Raw genomic sequence first — 20,996 nt, 5'->3', positions numbered from 1 at the left:
ATCATTGGTGACTTCCTCGCCCGCAGCGTGCGCGGGATACCGTGCTCACCACCACGCCAGTTCTACATCGAAAGCAACTGATCAATCGTTTTTCGCTGCAGATGAGGACATAGAAATGGCAGATATCTTCGACAACCCGATGGGCCTGGAAGGCTTCGAATTCATCGAGCTCGCCTCGCCGACCCCAGGCGTGCTGGAACCTGTATTCCAGATGCTCGGTTTCACCAAGGTGGCGACCCACCGCTCCAAGGATGTGCACCTGTATCGCCAGGGCGGCATCAACCTGATTCTGAACAACGAGCCGGGCATCGCCTCGTACTTCGCCGCCGAGCACGGCCCGTCGGTGTGTGGCATGGCCTTCCGTGTGCGTAACGCCCACGAAGCCTACGCCCGCGCCCTTGAGCTGGGCGCCCAGCCGGTGGAAATCGAAACCGGCCCGATGGAACTGCGCTTGCCGGCGATCAAGGGTATTGGTGGCGCGCCGCTGTACCTGATCGACCGCTACGAAGAAGGCAGTTCGATCTACGACATCGACTTCAAGTTCATCGAAGGCGTCGACCGCAACCCGGTCGGTGCCGGCCTGAAGATCATCGACCACCTGACCCACAACGTTTATCGCGGGCGCATGTCGTACTGGGCGGGCTTCTACGAGAAGCTGTTCAATTTCCGCGAGATCCGTTACTTCGACATCAAGGGCGAATACACCGGCCTGACCTCCCGCGCCATGACCGCGCCGGACGGCATGATCCGCATTCCGCTCAACGAGGAATCGTCGAAGGGCTCAGGGCAGATCGAAGAGTTCCTGATGCAGTTCAACGGCGAAGGCATCCAGCACGTGGCCTTCCTCACCGACGACCTGCTCAAGACCTGGGATGCGCTCAAGGGCTTCGGCATGCGCTTCATGACCCCGCCGCCGCAAACCTACTACGAGATGCTCGAGGAGCGCCTGCCGGGCCATGGCGAGCCGGTCGACCAGCTCAAGAGCCGCGGCATCCTGCTGGATGGCGCGTCCGAGGCGGGCGACAAGCGCCTGCTGCTGCAGATCTTCTCCGAGACCCTGCTGGGCCCGGTATTCTTCGAGTTCATCCAGCGTAAGGGCGACGATGGCTTTGGCGAGGGCAACTTCAAGGCGCTGTTCGAATCGATCGAGCGTGACCAGGTGCGCCGTGGCGTGCTGAACGTCGAGTAACGCGCTTCACCTGCAACACCCATCGCGGGGCAAGCCCGCTCTCACGCCCTTCAGGGTGCGGGAGCGGGCTTGCCCCGCGATGCTTTTGGCTATTTGCTGGCGCCCAGGTAGCGCAGGACCGCCTCGGCCACTCCAGTGGTAGATGCCGGGTTTTGCCCGGTGATCAGCCTGTCGTCTTCGACCACGAAGGGGGCCCACGGATCATCTGCCTTGCTGTACTCGCCGCCGCGTGCGCCGAGTTCGTTCTCGGTCAGGAAGGGCACCACGTTGTCCAGTTCGGCCAGTTTCTCCTCGGTGTTGGAGAAACCCGTCACCGCACGTCCTTTTAGCAGCAGGGTGTTATCGCTGAGCTTGATGTTCAGCAACCCCACCGCGCCATGGCACACCGAGGCGACCACGCCACCGCGCTCATAAATGCGGCGTGCCAGCTCCTGCAATGGTTGGTTATTGGGAAAATCCCAGATCACGCCATGCCCGCCGGTATAGTAGATCGCACTGTAGGCCTCGGCCTTTACCTGAGCGGGATTAAGGGTTGCCCCCAGGCGGTTCATGAAGGCCTTGTCGTTGTACCACTGCCAGTCCAGCTCCGGTGCCATCTGCAGGCTGTGCGGGTCGATGGGCACATAGCCACCCGCCGGGCTGACGTAGTCGACCGTGTAGCCGGCCTGTTGCACCTTGTCGACGAAGTGCACGGCCTCACCCAGCCACAACCCTGTGGCCCGCTTGAGATCGGGGTACTTGGCGGTATTGGTCAGCACGATCAGGATCTTCTTGTTCATGTTCGCATGCCCGTTGAGCCCAGTGAGAATCATTAACCGGCAAAAGAAAAGCCTATTGAGCATAGCTGTCGATTGGCAAGGCGCCATGGCGACCCGACGCTGTGCTAGGCTGCTGCACATCAGACGCAGCTCGGGGCGATACCATGGAACAGGACACCTTCGCATTCATGCAGGCGGCCATCGACGAAGCGCGCAAGGGGCTGGATGAAGGGGGGATCCCCATCGGCTCGGTGCTGGTGCACAAGGGCAAGATCATCGGCCGGGGGCACAATCGTCGGGTGCAGAATGGCAGCGCCATCCTCCATGGAGAAATGGACGCCCTGGAAAATGCCGGGCGCCAGCCGGCCAGTGTCTACCAGGAGGCGACCCTCTACACCACCCTGTCGCCCTGCGCCATGTGCAGTGGCGCGATTCTTCTTTACGGCATCAAGCGCGTGGTCATCGGTGAGAACGAAACATTCCTGGGCGAGGAGCAACTGCTCAAAAGCCGAGGCGTGGCGCTCGACGTTCGCCACGACCACACCTGTCGCACCTTGATGCAGCAGTTCATCGCGGAAAAGCCGCAACTGTGGAATGAAGATATTGGCCGCTGACGCATCGCCTCTGCCCGGAGGCATCCAGGTGATACATCTGGCGCCCGCGTCCCCGGTCGCGGCGCGGATGAGCGAAGCGATTACCCGTTTCGACTGGGGCCGCACGCCGCTGGGGCCTGTGACGCAGTGGCCACCGACCTTGCGTATCGCCGTCGACATGTTGTTGCTTTCACCTTTCCCCAAGGCATTGGTGTGGGGGGCGGATCTGACGGTGATCCACAACGATGCCTACCTGGCGTTGTTGGGGCAGAAAAGCGCCGCTCAGGGCGTTAGCTTCGACCAGATTTGGCACAACGCCTGGGACCATATGGGGAGCGTTGTGTTCAAAGCCCTGGAAGGCCAAGGCAGTCTGGTGGAGGACACAGCGCTGACAGTGTTGCGTGGCGGCAAGGAAACACAGGCGTGGTTCACTTGCAGTTATTCGCCGATCCGCGACGATCAGGGGGCGGTCGCCGGTTTTCTGCACACGTTGCTCGACACTACGGCGAGCGTGCAGAGCACGCGCGAATGGCGCGATCTGGCGCAGACCTTCGAAAGGCAACTGGCGCACTACCTGGCCGATACTGAACACACCTGGCAATTGTCTCCGGATGTGATGCTGATACTCGACCGGAAGCTGTGCTTGCGCACGGCCAACCCTGCCTGGTCCCGGTTGCTGGGCTGGGAGCAGGCAGCGCAGGTCGAGGGACCCTTGCTCGAGCTGTTCCACCCAACTGATCGCAGCGAGGTGCAGTTGGCGCTCATGGCACTTGAGCAGGGGATTGTCACGAACGCCTTCGAAGCCCGGATGCGCCACCGTGAAGGCCATTACTGCTGGTTCCGCTGGAGCGCGACACCCGGTCAGGAGTTCCCGATTCTCGTGGGGCGAGATATCACCCATGAGCGGCAGGCCGTCCAACGCCTTGCCGAGGCGGCCTTGCGTGATAGCCAGCGCATGGAGGCGGTGGTCAGCGTGGCCGGAGGCCTGGCGCATGAGATGAACAACGTGCTGTCCGGGGTTGGCAGCAGTCTCGAACTGCTGGATCGACGTATCGCCCAAGGGCGTCTGGAGCGGTTGGACAGCTACGTGCGAATGGCCCGCGAATGCGCCGAGCGCGCCATAGGCCTGACCCATAACCTACTGGCGTTTGCTCGCAGCCAGCCACTTTCTCCGGTGGCGATAGATGTCAATCGTGTGCTGCGCGAGGCTCAGTCGGTCTTGCAACAGGCCCTGGGCGGTCAGATGAACCTGAACTGGCAGCTCGACGTAGCCCCGTGGCCCGTCCAGCTCGACCCTGACCAATTGCGAAATGCGCTACTGCATCTGTGCGCCAATGCGCGTGATGCTTGCCTGGGCCGTGGCAACGTATCGATTCGTACCGTCAATGAAAGACTTGTCGTTCCCACGGAAGGGCTGGCCGGGGTCCCGGCTGGCGATTATGTGTTGATCCAGGTAGAAGATGATGGCCACGGTATGTCGCAAGAGGACCTGGAGCGCGCCTTCGAACCGTTTTTCACGACCAAACCACTGGGCCAGGGGGCTGGGCTCGGCTTGCCCATGGTCCATGGTTTCGTCCGCCAGTCAGGGGGGCAGGCCTGGGTCGAGTCGATCAAGGACCAAGGCATGCGGGTGGTGCTGATGTTCCCAAGGTTCCAGGGTACGCTGCCCGAGCTGCTGCCACGGGAGACTGGGCAAGGGCTGGGCGAGCGTGTGCTGTTGGTCGATGATGAAGTCAATCTGCGCAATTTGATGAAGGAAGTGCTGGTAGAGCGTGGCTTCGAGGTGTGCGATGTGACCGACGCCAACGCGGCATTGGGGCAATTCCGTGATGCCGGGCCGTTCGATCTGGTGATCACCGATATCGGTTTGCCAGGAGGCTTCAGTGGTAGTCAGGTCGCCAGGGCATTGCGTCTGATCAAGCCGGAGCAGAAGATCCTGTTCATTACCGGATTCACTGATCACCCCGTGGAGCAAACCCTGCTCGACGAGCCGGGTACCGCCTTGCTGTTCAAGCCGTTTTCGCTGGAGACCCTGGTCGGGCAGGTTCACCGCATCCTGCAGGAGTGAACCTGGTTCTGCCCATTCGTCTTCAGAGGCCCTGCTGCAGGTAAGGGTCGTCTGGGTTCTGTCGCTCCAGTTCGGCGAGCAGCACCTGGACGTTCTGCAACTGGCCGGTTTCTTTCCAGTACTGGATCAGCAGGATCCGCGCTCGACGATTGGCCGGTTCGTGGTTGAGAACGGCCTCCAACTGCTTCTGTGCGGCATCCACTTGCTCCAGCTGATGCAGGGTGATGGCGAGGGTATAGCGGTAGTCGCTGTTGTCCGGTTCCAGCTCCACGGCCCTGGCGAGCGCGAGCAGGGCATATTCTTGCTGTTCGTGACGTGTTAGCCACAGACCCAATTCATACTGCAGAAACGCCGACTCCGGGCGCAACGCCAGGGCTTTGGCCAGCACCTGGCGCGAGGCGTCATGCTGGCCCTGCCGTTCAAGCAGGCGCACCTGGGTGGCCAGGGCATCCAACCCCTCGGGTGCCAGGCTGAGACTGCGTTGCAAGGCTCGGGTTGCAGGTTCGAAGGCTTGCTCATGCATGTACAGCCTGGCCAGGTGAACCTGTGCGCCAGCATCGTCGGGCTGCTGCTCCAGTATCTGCTCGTACTGTTCCAGCGCATCCTGCAGTGGGCCGAAATACAGACCGATGGCATCCGGGTCGAGACCGAGCAGGGCATCGACCGCGGCGAAGCGCACACTTTGCTCGTCATCCTCCAACAGCGGCCCGAGCACCAGGCTGCGTTGGGCCGCCGGCAGCAATCGGCGGATGCTGGCGATGGCTGCACGGCGGACCATGGGGTCGCCGTGTTCGAGATCCTGCTGGGCCAGCTTCAGCGCCTGGGGCGAGGGATAATTGGGCAGTTCGGCGTACAGCGCGGCACGGCGGATCGGCGCCAGGTCGTCACGTTGCAACTGCTGGTACAGCACGCGCGCGGCGCCTGGCTGGCCGTCATGGGCCTGGCGCAGGGCCTTGGCGTAGCTGTGCGGGGGCACGCTGGGCGGCGTGGGTTGCGGTGTATGCCACCAATAGACGAGCACGCCTGGCACCAGGATCAGGAGCAGCAGGGTGATCAGGATGAGCTGGCGTCTGGGCATCGGACGTTCTGCGGCATAGGAGAGGGCAGAGCTTGGGACAGCCCGGCGTGAATTGCAACCACGCGGGTTTGCGCGGCCCGTGCGCTCATGCGCAGGGTGCCGAGCGTCGGAAACCGTTGGGGGTCTGCCCGCTCAGGCGCTTGAAGAAACGGGCGAAGTAGGTCGGGTCGCTGAACCCCAGGTTGTCCGACAGCTGCCCGATGCTCATGCGGGTGTACACCAGGTTGCGCCGGGCTTCGAGCAGCAGGCGCTGGTGAATGACCTGCAACGCGCTCTGGCCCGTCAATTCACGGCACAGCTGGTTGAGTTGTGCGCTGGTGATACCCAGGCGGGCGGCGAAAGTATCGACAGGCAGATGCTCGCGGTAGTGCGCTTCGACCTGGCGCTGATACAGCCTGAGCAATTGGCGGTCGCGCTCGCTTCGATTGCGCGGTGGCTGGTCGTGTTGCTGGCGGCTGATCCAGACCATCAGCGTGGTGACCAACGCCTGCAGCATCGCAGCCCGTGCCGGGGCATTGCCCTGGTACTCCTGTTGCAGGGCGTCGATCAGGGTGTGCAGGCGCCGATGCGCCTGGCCCAGCGGATAACAGCGCGGCGCTGCCAGTACGCTGAGTGGGCTGCCGAGGCGCTGTTCAAGCTCGGCCACCCGTGTTGCACCAAAGGTCAGTACATGGCCCTGGATTTGCTCGTTGAAGCGAAAGCCATGGACAGTCAGGGGGGGAACCACCTGGATGGCCGGTTGGCGAATGACGCTGCGCGTGCCCTCTATTTCCACTTGCGCCTCGCCCCGTTGCACGTAAAGCAGCTGCAGCAGCTCGGCGTGGCGGTGCGGCTTGATTTCCCAGTGGTGCAGACGGCTGCGCGCGCAGATCGACTCGCAGTGCAGCAGGTCGGTGTCGAGCCGCGTGTGGCTTTCGCCATACAGTTGGAACAGCGGGATGCCAGGAAGGGCTGTCAGCATGGAGGGCCTGTTCGTTAATCGAACGTTTTTCGCAAAAGTGCAGTTTTCAAACTGGAAATCACACTTTTTACCGATCTTTTGCCATTAAAAATGCGGAGGTAAACCTTAACAGCAGATGCCCGGACGCTGCCAGTAATAGGCCGGCATCACCAGAAAGAGAAAACAACAATGAAAACTCAGGTTGCAATCATCGGTGCGGGCCCTTCCGGCCTGCTGCTCGGTCAACTGCTGCACAGGGCCGGTATCGACACGCTGATCGTCGAGCGCCAGGCGCCGGACTACGTGCTTGGGCGAATTCGAGCCGGTGTGCTGGAGCAGGGTACCGTAGACCTGCTGCGCGAGGCGGGCGTGGCGGCGCGCATGGACCGCGAAGGTCTTGTCCACGAGGGGGTCGAACTGGTGGTCGGCGGTCGTCGGCAGCGCCTGGATCTCAAGGCGCTGACAGCTGGCAAGACGGTCATGGTGTACGGCCAGACCGAGGTGACCCGCGACCTGATGCAAGCCCGCGAACAGAGCGGCGCGCCGATCATCTATTCAGCCGGCGCGGTGCAGCCCCATGGCATCGATACGACACGGCCGTACCTGACATTCGAGAAGGACGGTCTTGTGCAGCGAGTCGACTGTGACTACATCGCCGGTTGCGACGGTTTTCACGGCGTCTCCCGGCAGAGTATTCCGGCAGGCGTACTCAAGGTGTACGAGCGGGTCTACCCGTTCGGTTGGCTGGGGTTGCTGGCCGATACGCCGCCCATCAGTCACGAGCTGATCTATGCCCAGCATGACCGTGGCTTCGTATTGTGCAGCCAACGCTCCCATACCCGCAGCCGCTATTACTTGCAGGTTCCGCTTGAGGAACGGGTGGAGGACTGGCCGGACTCGCGGTTCTGGGATGAACTCAAGGCACGTTTGCCGCAAGAAGTGGCGGCGCGCCTGGTGACGGGCCCTGCGCTGGAGAAGAGCATCGCGCCGTTGCGCAGCCAGGTGGTCGAACCCATGCAGCATGGCCGGCTGTTCCTGGTCGGCGATGCTGCCCATATCGTCCCGCCCACAGGGGCCAAGGGGCTGAACCTTGCGGCCTCGGATGTCAATTACCTGTATCGGATCCTGGTCAGGGTGTATCGCGAAGGGCGTACCGACCTGCTGGCCCAGTATTCCCCCTTGGCTTTGCGTCGGGTGTGGAAAGGCGAGCGCTTCAGCTGGTTCATGACCCAGCTATTGCATGACTTTGGCGACCAGCAGGATGACTGGGACCGCAAGATGCAGGAGGCTGATCGCGAGTACTTCCTGAGTTCGCCGGCGGGTTTGGTGAACATTGCCGAGAACTATGTGGGGCTGCCGTTCGAGGCGGTGGAGTGAACCTTCTCCCACGGGGTATTTGTGCGACAAGCCGGTGCCAGCCAACCTGTTGCCTGCTTCGCCAGCGAGCGGGCTCCTATGGTTGTCGAGCGACAAGGGGCATGGTAGAAATTCGCTTTGCCATTCACAAATCGAATACTTGAATGTCCATCAGCGCAAAGCCGAATAGAGCCCTGTTCGACCTCGATCTGCTCCGCGCCATCGTCGTGGTCGCCGATTGTGGCAGCTTCACCACCGCAGCCGCGCGCCTGCACTCCACCCAGTCCACCATCAGCCAGAAGGTCCGGCGCCTGGAGGACATGGTCGGGCATCGCTTGCTGGTACGTGGCAATCGCGACGTATTGCCCACCGATGCCGGCCAGACCTTGCTGGGTTACGCCCGCCATATGCTGGCCTTGAACGACCAGATGCTCGAGGCCCTGGCCGGGGCGATGGTCGGTGTCACCGTGCGCCTCGGTGTGCCCGAGGATTTCGTCGGTGGGCGTACCACCAACGCCTTGGCGGCGTTCAGCCGGTGCCACCCGCAGGTCAAGCTGGAAGTCACCAGCGGCCTGTGCCGCGACCTGAGCCAGGCCTATGACAATGGCGAACTGGACCTGGTGCTGCTCAAGCAGCGACGCAACAGCCGGGAAGGCGTGGCTTGCTGGCCTGAGCGGCTGCAGTGGATCGACAGCGCGCAGTCGCCTTCTTTCGACTTCGACCCGGTGCCCCTGGTGACCTTTCCGCCACGGGGCCTTTACCGCGACGACATGATCAGCGCGATCGAGGGCATGGGGCGGCGTTGGCGCATCAGCTTCACCAGTTCGAGCCTCAGTGGCATCCAGGCCGCGGTGGCCGATGGCATGGGCATCAGTTTGCTGCCGCCACGGGCGGCAACCGCCGACCATCGGGTGCTGGGCAGCGCGCAGGGGCTGCCGGAGGTCGACAGCTACGAGATCGTGATCGTGCATCGGCCGACTGCGGATGTGATGGTCAAGGCGCTGGCCGATGTGTTGACGCAGTTGCTGGCGGTCAACGCGCTCTGAGCGGCAGGCCTCGCTGGTGTTTGTCGAGAACGTTGCAGCGCCGATGAGATCGAGCGCCGCCCGCGCGGCGCATCGCGGGTGAATCCGCTCCTACACATACCTGGCAGGCCAAGGTCGTAAGCCCTGTGCCTACGATTGTAGGAGCGGCTTCAGCCGCGATGCGCCGCAAGGCGCCCAGGCAGGTCGGGCCTTTGTCCCCCCTTCCCATGTCATCCCAGCCACCCCCGATCCATTAGCGTTCCGAGCATTTCCGACTGGCAAAGCAGGATGCTTACCGATGCTCTTCAGCGAACTCATGGCAGCGCTCTCCACCCGTGCGATCAGGCTCCAGCGCGAGGAGGCCGACCTGATCGTCGATGGCGATGACGATGCCCTCGACGACGACCTGTGGGACGCCCTGGCGGCGCACAAGCAGGCCCTGCTGGAGATGCTCGCCGAGCAGGACAACGACTGGCTGAGCCCGGCGCTGCGCATTACTCCGGCCATGCTGCCGCTGGTCGACCTCGACCAGGTGGCCATCGACCGCATCGTCGCCACGGTGCCGGGCGGCGCGGCCAACGTACAGGACATCTACCCCCTGGCCCCCTTGCAGGAGGGCATGCTCTACCACCATCTCGCCAGCCACGATGGCGACCCGTACATCCTGCAGGCGCAGTTGCGCCTGGCCAGCGAAGCACACCTTGAAGCGTTCGCCGAGGCGCTGGATTGGGTGATCCAGCGCCACGACATCCTGCGCACGGCATTGGTCTGGGAGCGCCTGGACGAGCCGTTGCAAGTGGTCTGGCGCCGGGCGCCGCTCAGCAGCGAGCGGGTCGACTGCGTGGGGCAGGGGAACGCACTGGCCCAACTGCGCGCCCGCCATGACGCCAGCCACTACCGCATGGACCTTGGCCAGGCGCCGCTGCTGCGGCTGGTGCACGCGGTCGAGCAGGGCGGGCAGGTGGTGGCGCTGTTGTTGTTCCACCACACGGTGATGGACCACACCGGGCTGGACATCGTGCGCCGGGAGATCCAGGCCCGCCTGGCCGGTGAAGGCGAGCAACTGCCGGCCCCCGTACCGTTTCGCGACCTGCTGGCCAGGACCCGTCTGGCCCGCGATGAACAGGCCCATGAAGGGTTCTTCCGGGCGATGCTGGCGGACATCGATGAGCCGACCCTGGCCTTCGCGGTACACGAAGTGGGCGACCAGCCGATGGAAGAGGCACGGCTGACCCTGGCGCCTGCGCTCAGCCACCGTCTGCGTACCCAGGCGCGCCTTCTGGGCGTGAGCCCGGCCAGTGTCATGCATTTGGGGCTGGCACGACTGCTCGGGGCGCTGTCCGGGCGTGAGTCGGTGGTGTTCGGCAGCGTGCTGCTCGGGCGCATGGCGGCGGGCGAGGGCAGCGAGCAGGCGCTGGGGATGTTCATCAATACCTTGCCGTTGCGCGTCGACCTGGGCGGACAGGGGGTACGCGAAGGGTTGCTGGCCACCCACCGCCTGCTCACCGCCCTGCTGGGCCACGAGCAGGCGCCGCTGGCCCTGGCGCAGCGCTGCAGCGGCGTGGTCGCGCCGACGCCGCTGTTCAACAGCATGCTCAACTACCGGCACAGTGCCGCAGGCGATGCCGACGAAGTGATCGCGGTGGCGCCGGGCATTGATGTAGTGGGTGCCGAGGAGCGGACCAACTACCCGTTGAGCCTGGCGGTCGATGATCTGGGTGATGACCTGCGCCTGACCGTCCAGGCACTCGCCGCCTGGGGCGCAGAGCGTCTGTGCGAGCAGTTGGGGCAGGTCTTCGAAGGCCTGGTCGAGGCGCTCGAACACGAGCCGGACTTGCCCTTGCTGCGCCTGCCCGTGCTGACACCCGGGGAGCGCCAGCACTTGGTGGCGGACTGCAATGCCACGGCGGTGGCCCATGACCTGGACCTGCCGCTGCACGCGCTGTTCGAGCGCCGGGCCCAGGCACACCCGCAGGCCATCGCGGTCCAGGCCGAAGACGGGCAACTGACTTATGGCCAGCTCAACGAGCAGGCCAACCGCCTGGCCCACCACCTGATCGGGCTGGGGGTGAAGGTGGACGACCGTGTGGCGATCTGTGTCGAGCGCGGGCCGTCCCTGCTGGTCGGCTTGCTGGCAATCCTCAAGGCCGGCGGCGCCTACGTGCCGGTCGACCCGGCCTATCCGGGCGAGCGCATCCGCCACATGCTGGGCGACAGCGCGCCGGTCGCGGTGCTGGTGCACGCTGCCACGCGTGACATTCCAGGTACCACCGAGGCACCAAGGGTCGACCTCGATCAGCCGACCTGGGGCGCATTGCCTGGGCACAATCCCCTGGTGCCTGAGCTGACGCCGCGCCACCTGGCCTACGTGATCTACACCTCCGGCTCCACCGGTGCGCCCAAGGGGGTGATGGTCGAGCACCGCAACGTGGTCAACCTGGTGCACTGGAGCGCCGGGTTGTTCCCGGCCGAAGGCACGGTACTGCACAAGACCCCGGTGAGCTTCGATGCCTCGGTGTGGGAGCTGTTCTGGCCGCTTTGCTCTGGGCTGCGCCTGGTGCTGGCGCGCCCGGACGGGCAGCGCGATCCACAGTACCTGGTCGGGTTGATCGAACGGCAGCAAGTCGGCGTGGTGCAGTTCGTGCCGGCGCTGCTGCAGCAATTCCTCGAACATCCGGGCAGCGCGCGTTGTGCTTCCCTCACCGATATCGTCTGTGGCGGCGGCGAGCTGACCGAGGCGCTGGCCCGCCTGGTGCGCGAGCGCCTGCCGCAGGCGCGCTTGCACAACGTCTACGGCCCGACCGAAACCACGGTGGACTGCAGCGTGTGGACCCTGGAACCTCGGGATCCGCTGCCACCCGGCCCGCTGCCGATCGGCCGGCCGATCGACAACACCCGGCTGTACGTACTGGACAGTGCCGACCAGCCATTGCCCTGGGGCGTCGCCGGGCACCTGCATATTGGGGGAGCCGGGGTGACGCGCGGTTACCTCGGTTTGCCGGAGCAGCAGGCCGAGCGCTTCATCGCCAGCCCGTTCGTCCTGGGCGAACGCCTGTACCGCAGTGGCGACCTGGTGCGCCAGCGCGAGGACGGCGTCCTCGAGTTCCTTGGCCGCACCGACCAGCAGATCAAACTGCACGGTTTGCGTATCGAGCCCGGCGAGATCGAGAGTGCCCTGAATGCCGTCGCCGGTGTGCGCGATGCGCTGGTGCTGGTGCACACGCATCCGCACAGCGGCCCGCGCCTGGTGGCCTACTACTGCGGCGTGGAGCACCCCGCCGAATACCTGCGTGAGGCACTGCTGGAGCAGGTGCCGGAGTACATGGTGCCCGCACTGTTCATGCATCTCGATGCCATGCCGCTGTCCCCCAACGGCAAGCTCGACCGCAAGGCATTGCCGGCACCGGAGGCACAAACGCGACAGTACGAGGCGCCGGTGGGCGAGGCCGAGCAACGGCTGGCGGCCATCTGGTCGGAACTGCTGGGTGTGGAACGCATAGGGCGACATGACAATTTCTTCGAGCTGGGTGGGCATTCGCTGCTGGCGGTGCGGCTGGTGGAGCGCATGCGCCAGCAGGCGTTGAATGCCGATGTGCGCGTCCTGTTCGGCCGGCCCACCGTGACAACGCTGGCCGCCGCCGTGGGCGGGCAGGCGCCGGTCATGGTGCCGGACAACCTCATCCCCGCGAACTGCGCACGCATCACTCCGGCCATGCTGCCCCTGGCCAGCCTCGACCAGAACGCCATCGACACGCTGCTGATGCAAATCCCAGGTGGTGTGGCCAATGTTCAGGACATCTACGGCCTGGCCCCGCTGCAACAGGGCATCCTCTACCACCATCTGGCCAGCGAAGGCGCCGACCCGTACGTGGTGCAGGCGCGCTTCGCCTTCGCCGGGCAGGCCGAGCTGGACGCATTCCTGGCGGCGTTGAACCGGGTCATCGCCCGCCACGACATCCTGCGCACCAGCTTGCACTGGCAGGGCCTGGAGGAAACCGTGCAGGTGGTCTGGCGCGAGGCGCCGCTGCGGCTGAGCCCGGCGCTGGAGGTGCCGCGCCCGGATCTGGGGCGCGCGCCGCTGATGCGCCTGAGCAGTCGTGTCGAGGGCGGCCGCTTGGAGGCCATCCTGCTGCTGCACCACATCCTGCTCGACCACACGGCTGTTGAGCAGCTGGTGGCCGAGGTCGGGGCCCTGCTGCAGGGGCGGGAGGATTTTCCACCGAGCATTGCCTACCGCAATTACGTCGCCCAGGCGCGACTGGGCGCGGACCGCGAGGGCGACGAAGCGGTATTCCGCGAGTTGTTGGGCGATATCGACGAGCCGACCGAAGTGTACGGCCTGCGCGAGGCCACGGTCGGCAACCGGCCGGTGAGCGACAGCCGCCTGCCTGTGGCATCGACGCTGGCCGCACGCCTGCGCGAGCAGGCCAGGGCGCTGGGTGTCAGTGTCGCCAGCCTGGTGCACCAGGCCTGGGGCCAGGTGCTGGCGCAGTTGTCCGGCCGCGAAGAGGTGGTGTTCGGCACCGTGCTGCTCGGCCGCCTGCAAGGTGGCGAGGGCGCCGACCGGGCGCTGGGCATGTTCATCAACACCTTGCCGCTGCGGGTCAGCGTCGGTGCCGGCGGCGTGGCCGATGGCGTGCGCCTGACCCATGAACGCCTGGCGCACCTGCTGGCCCATGAACAGGCGTCGCTGGCGCTGGCCCAGCGCTGCAGTGGCGTGCCGGCCTCGCAGGCGTTGTTTACCAGCCTGCTGAACTACCGCCACAGCGCGGGGCAGGCGGCCCAGGGGCCTGTGTGGCAAGGCATCGAGTTGCTGGAGGCGCAGGAGCGCAGCAACTACCCCTTGGTGGTCAGTGTCGATGACTTCGGCAGCGAGTTCCGCTTGACGGTTCAGGCGGTGGCGCCGGTGGCGGGTGACCAAGTCTGCCAGTTGCTGCACCTGGCCCTGGAACAGGTGGTCACGGCGCTTGAACAGGCGCCTTCGAGCGCCTTGCACAGTCTGCATGGCGTACCGGCAGCCGAGCGTGATCGCCTGCTGCATCAGTTCAATGCCACGGTACGTGATTATCCTCGTGCCCAGCCGGTGCACCGGCTGTTCGAAGACCATGCCTTGCGCACGCCGCAGGTGTTGGCGGTGGTGCACGGGCAGCAGCGCTGGAGCTATGCCCAGCTCGAGGCCCAGGCCAATCGCCTGGCCCGTTGCCTGGTTGAGATTGGCGTACAACCCGGCGACCGGGTGGCCTTGCTGCTGCCACGGTCCTTCGACCTGCTGGCGGCCCAGCTGGCCGTGAGCAAATGCGCGGCGGTGTTCGTGCCATTGGATGGCAATGCGCCGGTCGAGCGTCAGGCATTCATGGTCGCGGACAGCCAGGCCGTGGTGTTGCTGACCCACAGCGATCAGCCGCAGATCGAGGGCGGGCGTCGGGTCGAACTGGACCGGCTCGACCTGGATCGTTATGCGAGCGAGCCCCTGAACCTGGCGTTGGACGCCGGCAGCGCCGCGTACATCATGTACACCTCCGGCTCCACCGGCACGCCGAAAGGGGTGCAGGTGCCGCACCGGGCCATCGTGCGTTTGGCCATCAACAATGGCTTCGCCGACTTCAATAACCAGGACCGGGTGGCGTTCGCCTCCAACCCGGCGTTCGATGCCAGCACCCTGGAAGTGTGGGCACCGTTGCTCAACGGCGGCGCGGTGGTGGTGATCGACCAGGACCAGGTGCTGTCGCGCCAGGCCCTCGGCGACGCGCTGCTGACCCACGGCGTGACCGTGCTGTGGTTGACGGCGGGGCTGTTCCACCAGTTCGCCGACGACCTGCTACCGGCGTTCCGCAGGCTGCGCTACCTGATGGTCGGCGGCGATGTGCTGGACCCTGCGGTGATTGCCCGCGTACTGCGTGACGGCGCGCCGCAGCACCTGCTCAACGGCTACGGCCCGACCGAAGCCACCACCTTCAGCACCACCCACGAGATCGTCAGCGTGGGCGAGGGCAGCATCCCGATTGGCAAACCAATCGGCAACGCCCGTTGCTATGTGCTCGATGCTCGCCGGCAGTTGCTGCCGGTAGGTGCGGTGGGTGAGTTGTACATCGCTGGCGATGGCGTGGCCCTGGGCTACCTGGGCCAGCCGGAACTGACCGCCGAGCGTTTCCTGGCCGACCCGTTCAACGGCGGGACCATGTACCGCAGCGGTGACCTGGCCTGCTGGCAGGCCGACGGCACCTTGCGCTACCTGGGTCGCGCCGACCAGCAGGTCAAGCTGCGTGGCTTCCGGATCGAGCTGGGTGAGATCGAAGCGCGCCTGGCGGCGTGCGCGGGTATCCGTGACGTGGCCGTGGTGCTGCGCGAGGACAGCCCGGGCGACAAGCGCCTGGTGGCCTACTTCACCGGCCAACAGGCCATCGCCGAACTGCACCAGCACCTGCAAGGCCAGCTGCCGGACTACATGCTGCCGTCAGCTTATGTGCAACTTGACGCACTGCCGCTGACCGCCAACGGCAAGCTTGACCGCCGAGTGCTGCCGCAGCCGGGTAACGAAGACGTGATCCGCCGCGGCTTCGAGGCACCACAGGGCGAGGTGGAAACCGCACTGGCGGCAATCTGGGCCGAACTGCTCAAGGTCGAGCAGGTCGGGCGTCACGATCACTTTTTCGAGCTGGGTGGCCACTCGTTGCTGGCGGTGAGCCTGATCGAGCGCATGCGCAAGGCCGGCCTCACGGCCGACGTGCGCGTGCTGTTCGCCCAACCGACCCTGGCCGCTCTGGCTGCTGCCGTGGGCAGCGGTCGCGAAGTGGAAGTGCCAGGCAACCGCGTGCCGTTGGGCGCAACCCACATCACCCCGGACATGCTCAGCCTGATCGACCTCGACCAGGCCAGTATCGACCGCATCGTCGCCACGGTGCCCGGTGGCGCGGCCAACGTGCAGGAAATCTACCCGCTGGCGCCGTTGCAGGAAGGGATTCTCTACCACCACCTGAGCGCCGAGCAGGGCGACCCCTACCTGCTGCAATCGCGGTTGGCGTTCGACAGCCTGGCGCGCTTGCAGACCTGGGCCAAGGCCCTGCAACAGGTCATCGCGCGGCATGACATCCTGCGCACGTCGGTGGTGTGGGAGGGGCTGGTACAGCCGGTGCAGGTGGTCTGGCGCGAGGCCGGGCTGGATACTGTAGCGGTCAGCGGGCTGGGCGAAGAGGCGGTGATCGAGCAGCTGCAAGCACGCTTCGATGCCCGCCAGCAACGTCTGGACCTGTCGCAGGCACCGTTGTTGCGGCTGGTCTATGCCGAGGATCCACGCCACGGCGAATGGGTGGCGATCCTGCAGTTCCACCACCTGACCCTGGACCACGCGGCCATGGCTGTGGTCGGCGAGGAAATGCAGGCAGTGCTCGACGGCCGGTGCGCGGCCTTGCCGGCCGCAGTGCCGTATCGCAACTACGTCGCCCAGGTGTGCCTCGCTGATGAGGCGGCCAGCCATGAGGCGTTCTTCCGTGAGCAGCTCGGCGATATCGACGAGCCGACCCTGCCGTTCGGCCTGGTCGATGTACAGGGCGACGGCGGTCGCATCGAACACGCCGGGTTGACCCTGGAGCCTGCTTTGGCCACGGCGCTGCGCGTGCAATCCCGCGCACGCGGTGTCAGCGCCGCCAGCCTGGTGCACCTGGCCTGGGCCCGCGTGGTGGGCGTGCTGGCCGGGCGGCATGACGTGGTGTTCGGCACCGTGCTGATGGGCCGCCTGCAAGGCGGCGAAGGCGCCGACCGGGCGCTGGGCATGTTCATCAACACCCTGCCGCTGCGGGTGGAGACCTCGCAACCGTTGGAACAGGCGTTGCAGGCCACCCACCAGCGCCTGTCGGCGCTGCTTGGCCATGAGCACGCGCCGTTGGCGCTGGCCCAGCGTTGCAGCGGCGTGGCGGCCTCGGCGCCGCTGTTCAGCGCCTTGCTCAACTATCGCCACAGCGCCGGTGAAGCCGCTCGCGACGGCGAGGGCATCTGGCGGGGCGTGCGGCTGCTGGGCGGCGAGGAGCGCAGCAACTACCCGCTGACCTTGAGCGTGGATGACCTGGGCGAGGGCTTCAGCCTGAGCGTGCTGGCTGTCGAAGGCATCGATGCCGCGCTGGTCGCGACCGGGATGGTCAATGTGCTGGCCCGCCTGGTACAGGCGCTGGAGCACGCCCCAGGGCAGGCACTCGACCAGGTGCCGATGCTCGATGACAAGGCTTTGCACCAGGTGTTGGTGGACTTCAACGCCACCGCCAAGGTCTATCCCCAGGAGCAGACCGTGCACGCGCTGGTCGAGGCCTGTGCCGTGGCGACGCCAGAGGCGTTGGCGGTGGTGCAGGGTGAGCGGCAGATGCGCTACGGCGAGCTGAACCAGCGCGCCAACCGCCTGGCGCATTATCTGATCAAGCACGGCGTCGCCCGTGGCGACCGGGTGGCGCTGTGCCTTGAACGAGGTCCGCAACGTTTGGTGGCCATGCTCGCCGCGCTCAAGGCCGGAGCCGCCTATGTGCCGGTCGACCCGGGCTATCCGGCCGACCGTATCGCCCATCTGCTGAGCGATAGCAGGCCAGCGCTGGTATTGGTCGAGTCGACCACCGCCGCGTTGGTGGGCGAGGTGTCGGCCGTCAATCTGGATGGCGGCGCCTGGCGCAATGAGCAGGACAGCAACCCCGTTGTGGCAGGGCTGGACGACCGTCAGCTGGCCTATGTGATCTACACCTCGGGCTCCACCGGCCAGCCCAAGGGCGTGATGGTCGAGCACCACACGCTGGCCAACCTGCTGCACTGGCACCGCGAAGCCTTTGCCTTGCAGGCGGGCAGCCATACCTCCAGCGTCGCCGGCTTCGGCTTCGACGCCATGGCTTTCGAGGCCTGGCCGGCGCTGTGCAGCGGGTCAGTGCTGCACTTGCCACCGGCTCATATTGCGGGTGAGCACGTGGACGAACTGCTCGACTGGTGGCTGGAGCAGCCATTGCAGGTCAGCTTCCTGCCCACGCCGGTGGCCGAGCAGGCCCTGCGCCGCGAGCGCCAGCACCCGACCCTGCGCACGCTACTGGTGGGCGGTGACCGCCTGCGCCAATTTGACCGTGACCCGGGCTTTGCCCTGGTCAACAACTATGGCCCGACCGAAACCACGGTGGTGGCGACAGCCGGTACGTTGATTCCAGGCGGGGCGCTGCATATCGGCAAACCCATCGCCAACCTGCGGACCTATGTGCTGGACGCGCATCGCCAGCCAGTGCCGGTGGGGGTGATCGGTGAACTCTACATCGGTGGCGCCCAGGTCGCCCGCGGCTACTTCGACCGTCCCGACCTGACCGAGGAACGCTTCCTCGCCGACCCGTTCAGTGACGCACCGGGCGCGCGGATGTACCGCAGCGGTGACCTGGTGCGCTGGAACGCCGACGGCACCCTGGATTATCAGGGGCGCAACGACGACCAGGTGAAGGTTCGCGGTGTACGGGTGGAGTTGGGTGAGATCGAAGCGGCGCTGAAGGCCCAACCGGGCGTTGCCGACGCCGTGGTGCTGGTACGCGATGAGCGCCTGCTGGCCTGGTTCACCGAGGCGGCAGCGGCCGATGTCGACACCTTGCGCCAGGGCCTGCAATCCTGCCTGCCGGCACACCTGGTGCCTCAGGCTTTCACGCGCATGGACGCGATGCCGCTGACCCCTCACGGCAAGCTCGACCGCAAGGCTTTGCCGCAGCCGTTGCTCCAGGCGCCGCAAGCCTATGCCGCGCCAGAGGGCGAGACCGAGGTTGCGATGGCGGCGATCTGGGCCGAAGTGCTGGGTGTGGAAAAGGTCGGCCGTCACGACAACTTCTTCGAACTGGGCGGCCATTCGCTGCTGGCCGTGAGCCTCACCGCGCGCCTGCGTCAGGCCGGCGTGGACGCCGATGTGCGCACCTTGTTCGGCCAGCCGACCGTGGCGGCGCTGGCGGCCACGTTGGGCCAAAGCCGTCAGGTGCAGGCCCCGGCCAACCTGATTCCGGCCGGTTGCACGCATATCACGCCAGACATGCTGCCCTTGGTGACGCTGGAACAATCCGATATCGAGCGGATCGTTGCCACGGTGCCGGGTGGCGCGGCCAACGTGCAGGACATCTACCCACTGGCGCCGTTGCAGGAGGGGATCCTTTATCACCACCTCAGTTCGCCGGAGCACGACCCCTACGTGCTGCAATCGCGCATCGCCTTCGACAGCCCGGCGCGCCTGCACGCATTTGCCGACGCGCTGCGCCAAGCCATCGCCCGGCATGACGTGCTGCGTACCTCGGTGCTGTGGGATGGCTTGCCGCAGCCGGTACAGGTGGTCTGGCGCGAGGCTGCGTTGCAGCTCGCGCCGCTCGACGTGCAGAACGAGCAGGCCCTGGACATCGGGCAGGCACCGCTGATTCGCCTGCTGCATGGTCCGGCCACGGGCAATCAGCGCATCGAGGCGCTGTTGCAGTTCCACCATATCGTCCTCGACCATACCGCGCTGGAAGTGATCGGCCAGGAGCTGCTGGGCTACTTGCAAGGGACCGGCGCACCGCTTCAGGCGCCCGTGCCGTATCGCAACTATGTGGCCCAGGCGCGCCTAGGCGTCAGCCAGGCCGAGCACGAAGCGTTCTTCCGCGCGCAACTGGGTGATATCGACGAGCCGACCCTGCCGTTCGGCCTGAGCGATGTGCAAGGCGATGGCCTGGGTATCGAGGAAGCCCAGCTGTGGCTGGACGAGCCCCTGGCGACGCAATTGCGACACCAGGCCAGACGCCTGGGCATAAGCGTCGCCAGCCTGTTCCACCTGGCCTACGCGCGCCTGCTGGCCGCGGTCAGCGGCACTGATCGCGTGGTGTTCGGCACCGTGCTGCTGGGTCGCCTGGAAGCGGGCGAGGGCGCCGAACGTGCCCTGGGCATGTTCATCAACACCTTGCCGTTGCGCCTGGACCTGGCAGGCCTGACGCTCGAAGCGGCCGTGCGCCAGGCCCAGCAACGCCTCAGCGCGCTGCTGGTGCACGAGCACGCCTCGCTGGCCCTGGCCCAGCGTTGCAGCGGCGTGGCCGCGCCGGCGCCGCTGTTCAGCGCCATGCTCAACTACCGCCACGGCAGTGAAGTAGACGAGGCGCGACGACTGGAATGGGAAGGGGTCGAGTTCCTCGATGGCCAGGAACGCAGCAACTACCCGCTGAGCCTGAGCGTGGACGACATGGGCGAAAGGTTGCGCCTGGTGGCCATGGCCCCGGCGTCGGTGGGCGCCGCGCGGATTTGCGCGCAACTGCGGCAGGTGCTGCAGGCCCTGGCCGAAGGCCTGGATGTGCAACCTCGGCAAGCGCTGCTGCAAGTGCCGGTGCTGTTGCCCGAAGAGCGTGAGCATCTGCATCAGGCGTGCAACGCGACCGTACGAGACCACGATCTGACGCAGCCTCTGCATGCGTTGTTTGAACGGCAGGCCGAGCGCCAGCCTGAAGCGATTGCCGTGCAGGTGGATGGTACGCAACTGAGCTATCGCCAGCTCAATGAACAGGCCAACCGCCTGGCGCATCACCTGATCGCGCTCGGGGTAAAACCCGATGATCGGGTGGCGATCTGTGTCGAACGAGGCCTGCCGCTGGTGGTTGGCCTGCTGGCCATCCTCAAGGCGGGCGGCGCCTATGTGCCGGTCGATCCGGACTACCCGGCCGAGCGCATCAGCCACATGCTCGGCGACAGCCAGCCTCGGGCGGTGCTGGTGCAGGGCAAGACGCGGGATCTGGTGGGTTCGCCGACGACGCTGGTCGACCTTGATCAGCCGAGCTGGGCAGCGCTACCGGTGAGCAATCCGCGGGTGGCTGGGCTGACCTCGGAGCATCTGGCCTACGTGATCTACACCTCCGGTTCCACCGGCGTGCCCAAGGGCGTAATGGTCGAGCACTGCAACGTGGTCAACCTGGTGCATTGGAGCGCCGGGTTGTTCCCGGCCGAGGGGGCTGTGCTGCACAAGACCCCGGTGAGCTTCGACGCCTCGGTA

The 20,996-nt window shown here is 65.7% G+C and carries 9 protein-coding genes; 6 read left to right on the top strand and 3 right to left on the bottom strand.

Annotation, left to right across the window (positions count from 1 at the left end; all coding sequences use genetic code 11):
• Nucleotides 1–115 precede the first annotated feature (115 nt).
• The gene (gene hppD / locus NGM28_RS25760) at nucleotides 116–1,189 is read left to right on the top strand and encodes a 4-hydroxyphenylpyruvate dioxygenase (protein WP_011534212.1); all 1,074 of its coding nucleotides are present in this window, start codon (nucleotides 116–118) and stop codon (nucleotides 1,187–1,189) included.
• A gap of 89 nt (nucleotides 1,190–1,278) precedes the next feature.
• On the opposite strand, the gene NGM28_RS25755 is transcribed toward hppD, so the two are convergent.
• Nucleotides 1,279–1,968, bottom strand: a complete 690-nt coding sequence (locus NGM28_RS25755; RefSeq protein ID WP_240066685.1) for a type 1 glutamine amidotransferase domain-containing protein — start codon at nucleotides 1,966–1,968, stop codon at nucleotides 1,279–1,281.
• A gap of 143 nt (nucleotides 1,969–2,111) precedes the next feature.
• Between NGM28_RS25755 and NGM28_RS25750 the strand changes: the two genes are divergently transcribed.
• Both NGM28_RS25750 and NGM28_RS25745 read left to right on the top strand, forming a co-directional pair.
• The gene (locus NGM28_RS25750) at nucleotides 2,112–2,561 is read left to right on the top strand and encodes a nucleoside deaminase (protein WP_252092132.1); all 450 of its coding nucleotides are present in this window, start codon (nucleotides 2,112–2,114) and stop codon (nucleotides 2,559–2,561) included.
• Nucleotides 2,562–2,628: 67 nt separating this feature from the next.
• A complete protein-coding gene (locus NGM28_RS25745) occupies nucleotides 2,629–4,608 on the top strand; it encodes an ATP-binding protein (protein WP_252092130.1) in 1,980 nt (659 codons plus the stop codon).
• A 22-nt stretch (nucleotides 4,609–4,630) separates the two neighbouring features.
• On the opposite strand, the gene NGM28_RS25740 is transcribed toward NGM28_RS25745, so the two are convergent.
• Nucleotides 4,631–5,686: a tetratricopeptide repeat protein gene (locus NGM28_RS25740; protein ID WP_252092128.1), complete on the bottom strand. Its 1,056-nt coding sequence runs from the start codon at nucleotides 5,684–5,686 to the stop codon at nucleotides 4,631–4,633.
• Nucleotides 5,687–5,771: 85 nt separating this feature from the next.
• Nucleotides 5,772–6,647 (bottom strand): helix-turn-helix domain-containing protein, encoded by an 876-nt coding sequence (locus NGM28_RS25735; protein ID WP_252092127.1) that lies wholly within the window; start codon nucleotides 6,645–6,647, stop codon nucleotides 5,772–5,774.
• Nucleotides 6,648–6,815: 168 nt separating this feature from the next.
• On the opposite strand from NGM28_RS25735, the gene pobA reads away from it, so the two are divergent.
• From pobA to NGM28_RS25720, 3 genes are all read left to right on the top strand, one after another.
• A complete protein-coding gene (pobA, locus tag NGM28_RS25730; RefSeq protein ID WP_252092125.1) occupies nucleotides 6,816–8,003 on the top strand; it encodes a 4-hydroxybenzoate 3-monooxygenase in 1,188 nt (395 codons plus the stop codon).
• Nucleotides 8,004–8,146: 143 nt separating this feature from the next.
• Nucleotides 8,147–9,028 (top strand): LysR substrate-binding domain-containing protein, encoded by an 882-nt coding sequence (locus NGM28_RS25725; protein WP_252092123.1) that lies wholly within the window; start codon nucleotides 8,147–8,149, stop codon nucleotides 9,026–9,028.
• A gap of 277 nt (nucleotides 9,029–9,305) precedes the next feature.
• Nucleotides 9,306–20,996, top strand: an 11,691-nt coding sequence (locus tag NGM28_RS25720; protein WP_252092121.1) for a non-ribosomal peptide synthetase, incomplete at its 3' end; no start/stop codon positions are given.

The organism is Pseudomonas sp. MWU13-3659 (genome assembly GCF_023757525.1).
Classification (GTDB): domain Bacteria; phylum Pseudomonadota; class Gammaproteobacteria; order Pseudomonadales; family Pseudomonadaceae; genus Aquipseudomonas; species Aquipseudomonas entomophila_E.
Note: the sequence above shows the minus strand (reverse complement) of the source record. Positions and strands in the feature narration are given on the sequence as shown.

Coding starts and splice junctions, on each gene's coding strand:
- hppD (WP_011534212.1), top strand. CDS start 116: ATGGCAGATATCTTCGACAACCCGATGGGCCTGGAAGGCTTCGAATTC.
- NGM28_RS25755 (WP_240066685.1), bottom strand. CDS start 1,968: ATGAACAAGAAGATCCTGATCGTGCTGACCAATACCGCCAAGTACCCC.
- NGM28_RS25750 (WP_252092132.1), top strand. CDS start 2,112: ATGGAACAGGACACCTTCGCATTCATGCAGGCGGCCATCGACGAAGCG.
- NGM28_RS25745 (WP_252092130.1), top strand. CDS start 2,629: ATGAGCGAAGCGATTACCCGTTTCGACTGGGGCCGCACGCCGCTGGGG.
- NGM28_RS25740 (WP_252092128.1), bottom strand. CDS start 5,686: ATGCCCAGACGCCAGCTCATCCTGATCACCCTGCTGCTCCTGATCCTG.
- NGM28_RS25735 (WP_252092127.1), bottom strand. CDS start 6,647: ATGCTGACAGCCCTTCCTGGCATCCCGCTGTTCCAACTGTATGGCGAA.
- pobA (WP_252092125.1), top strand. CDS start 6,816: ATGAAAACTCAGGTTGCAATCATCGGTGCGGGCCCTTCCGGCCTGCTG.
- NGM28_RS25725 (WP_252092123.1), top strand. CDS start 8,147: ATGTCCATCAGCGCAAAGCCGAATAGAGCCCTGTTCGACCTCGATCTG.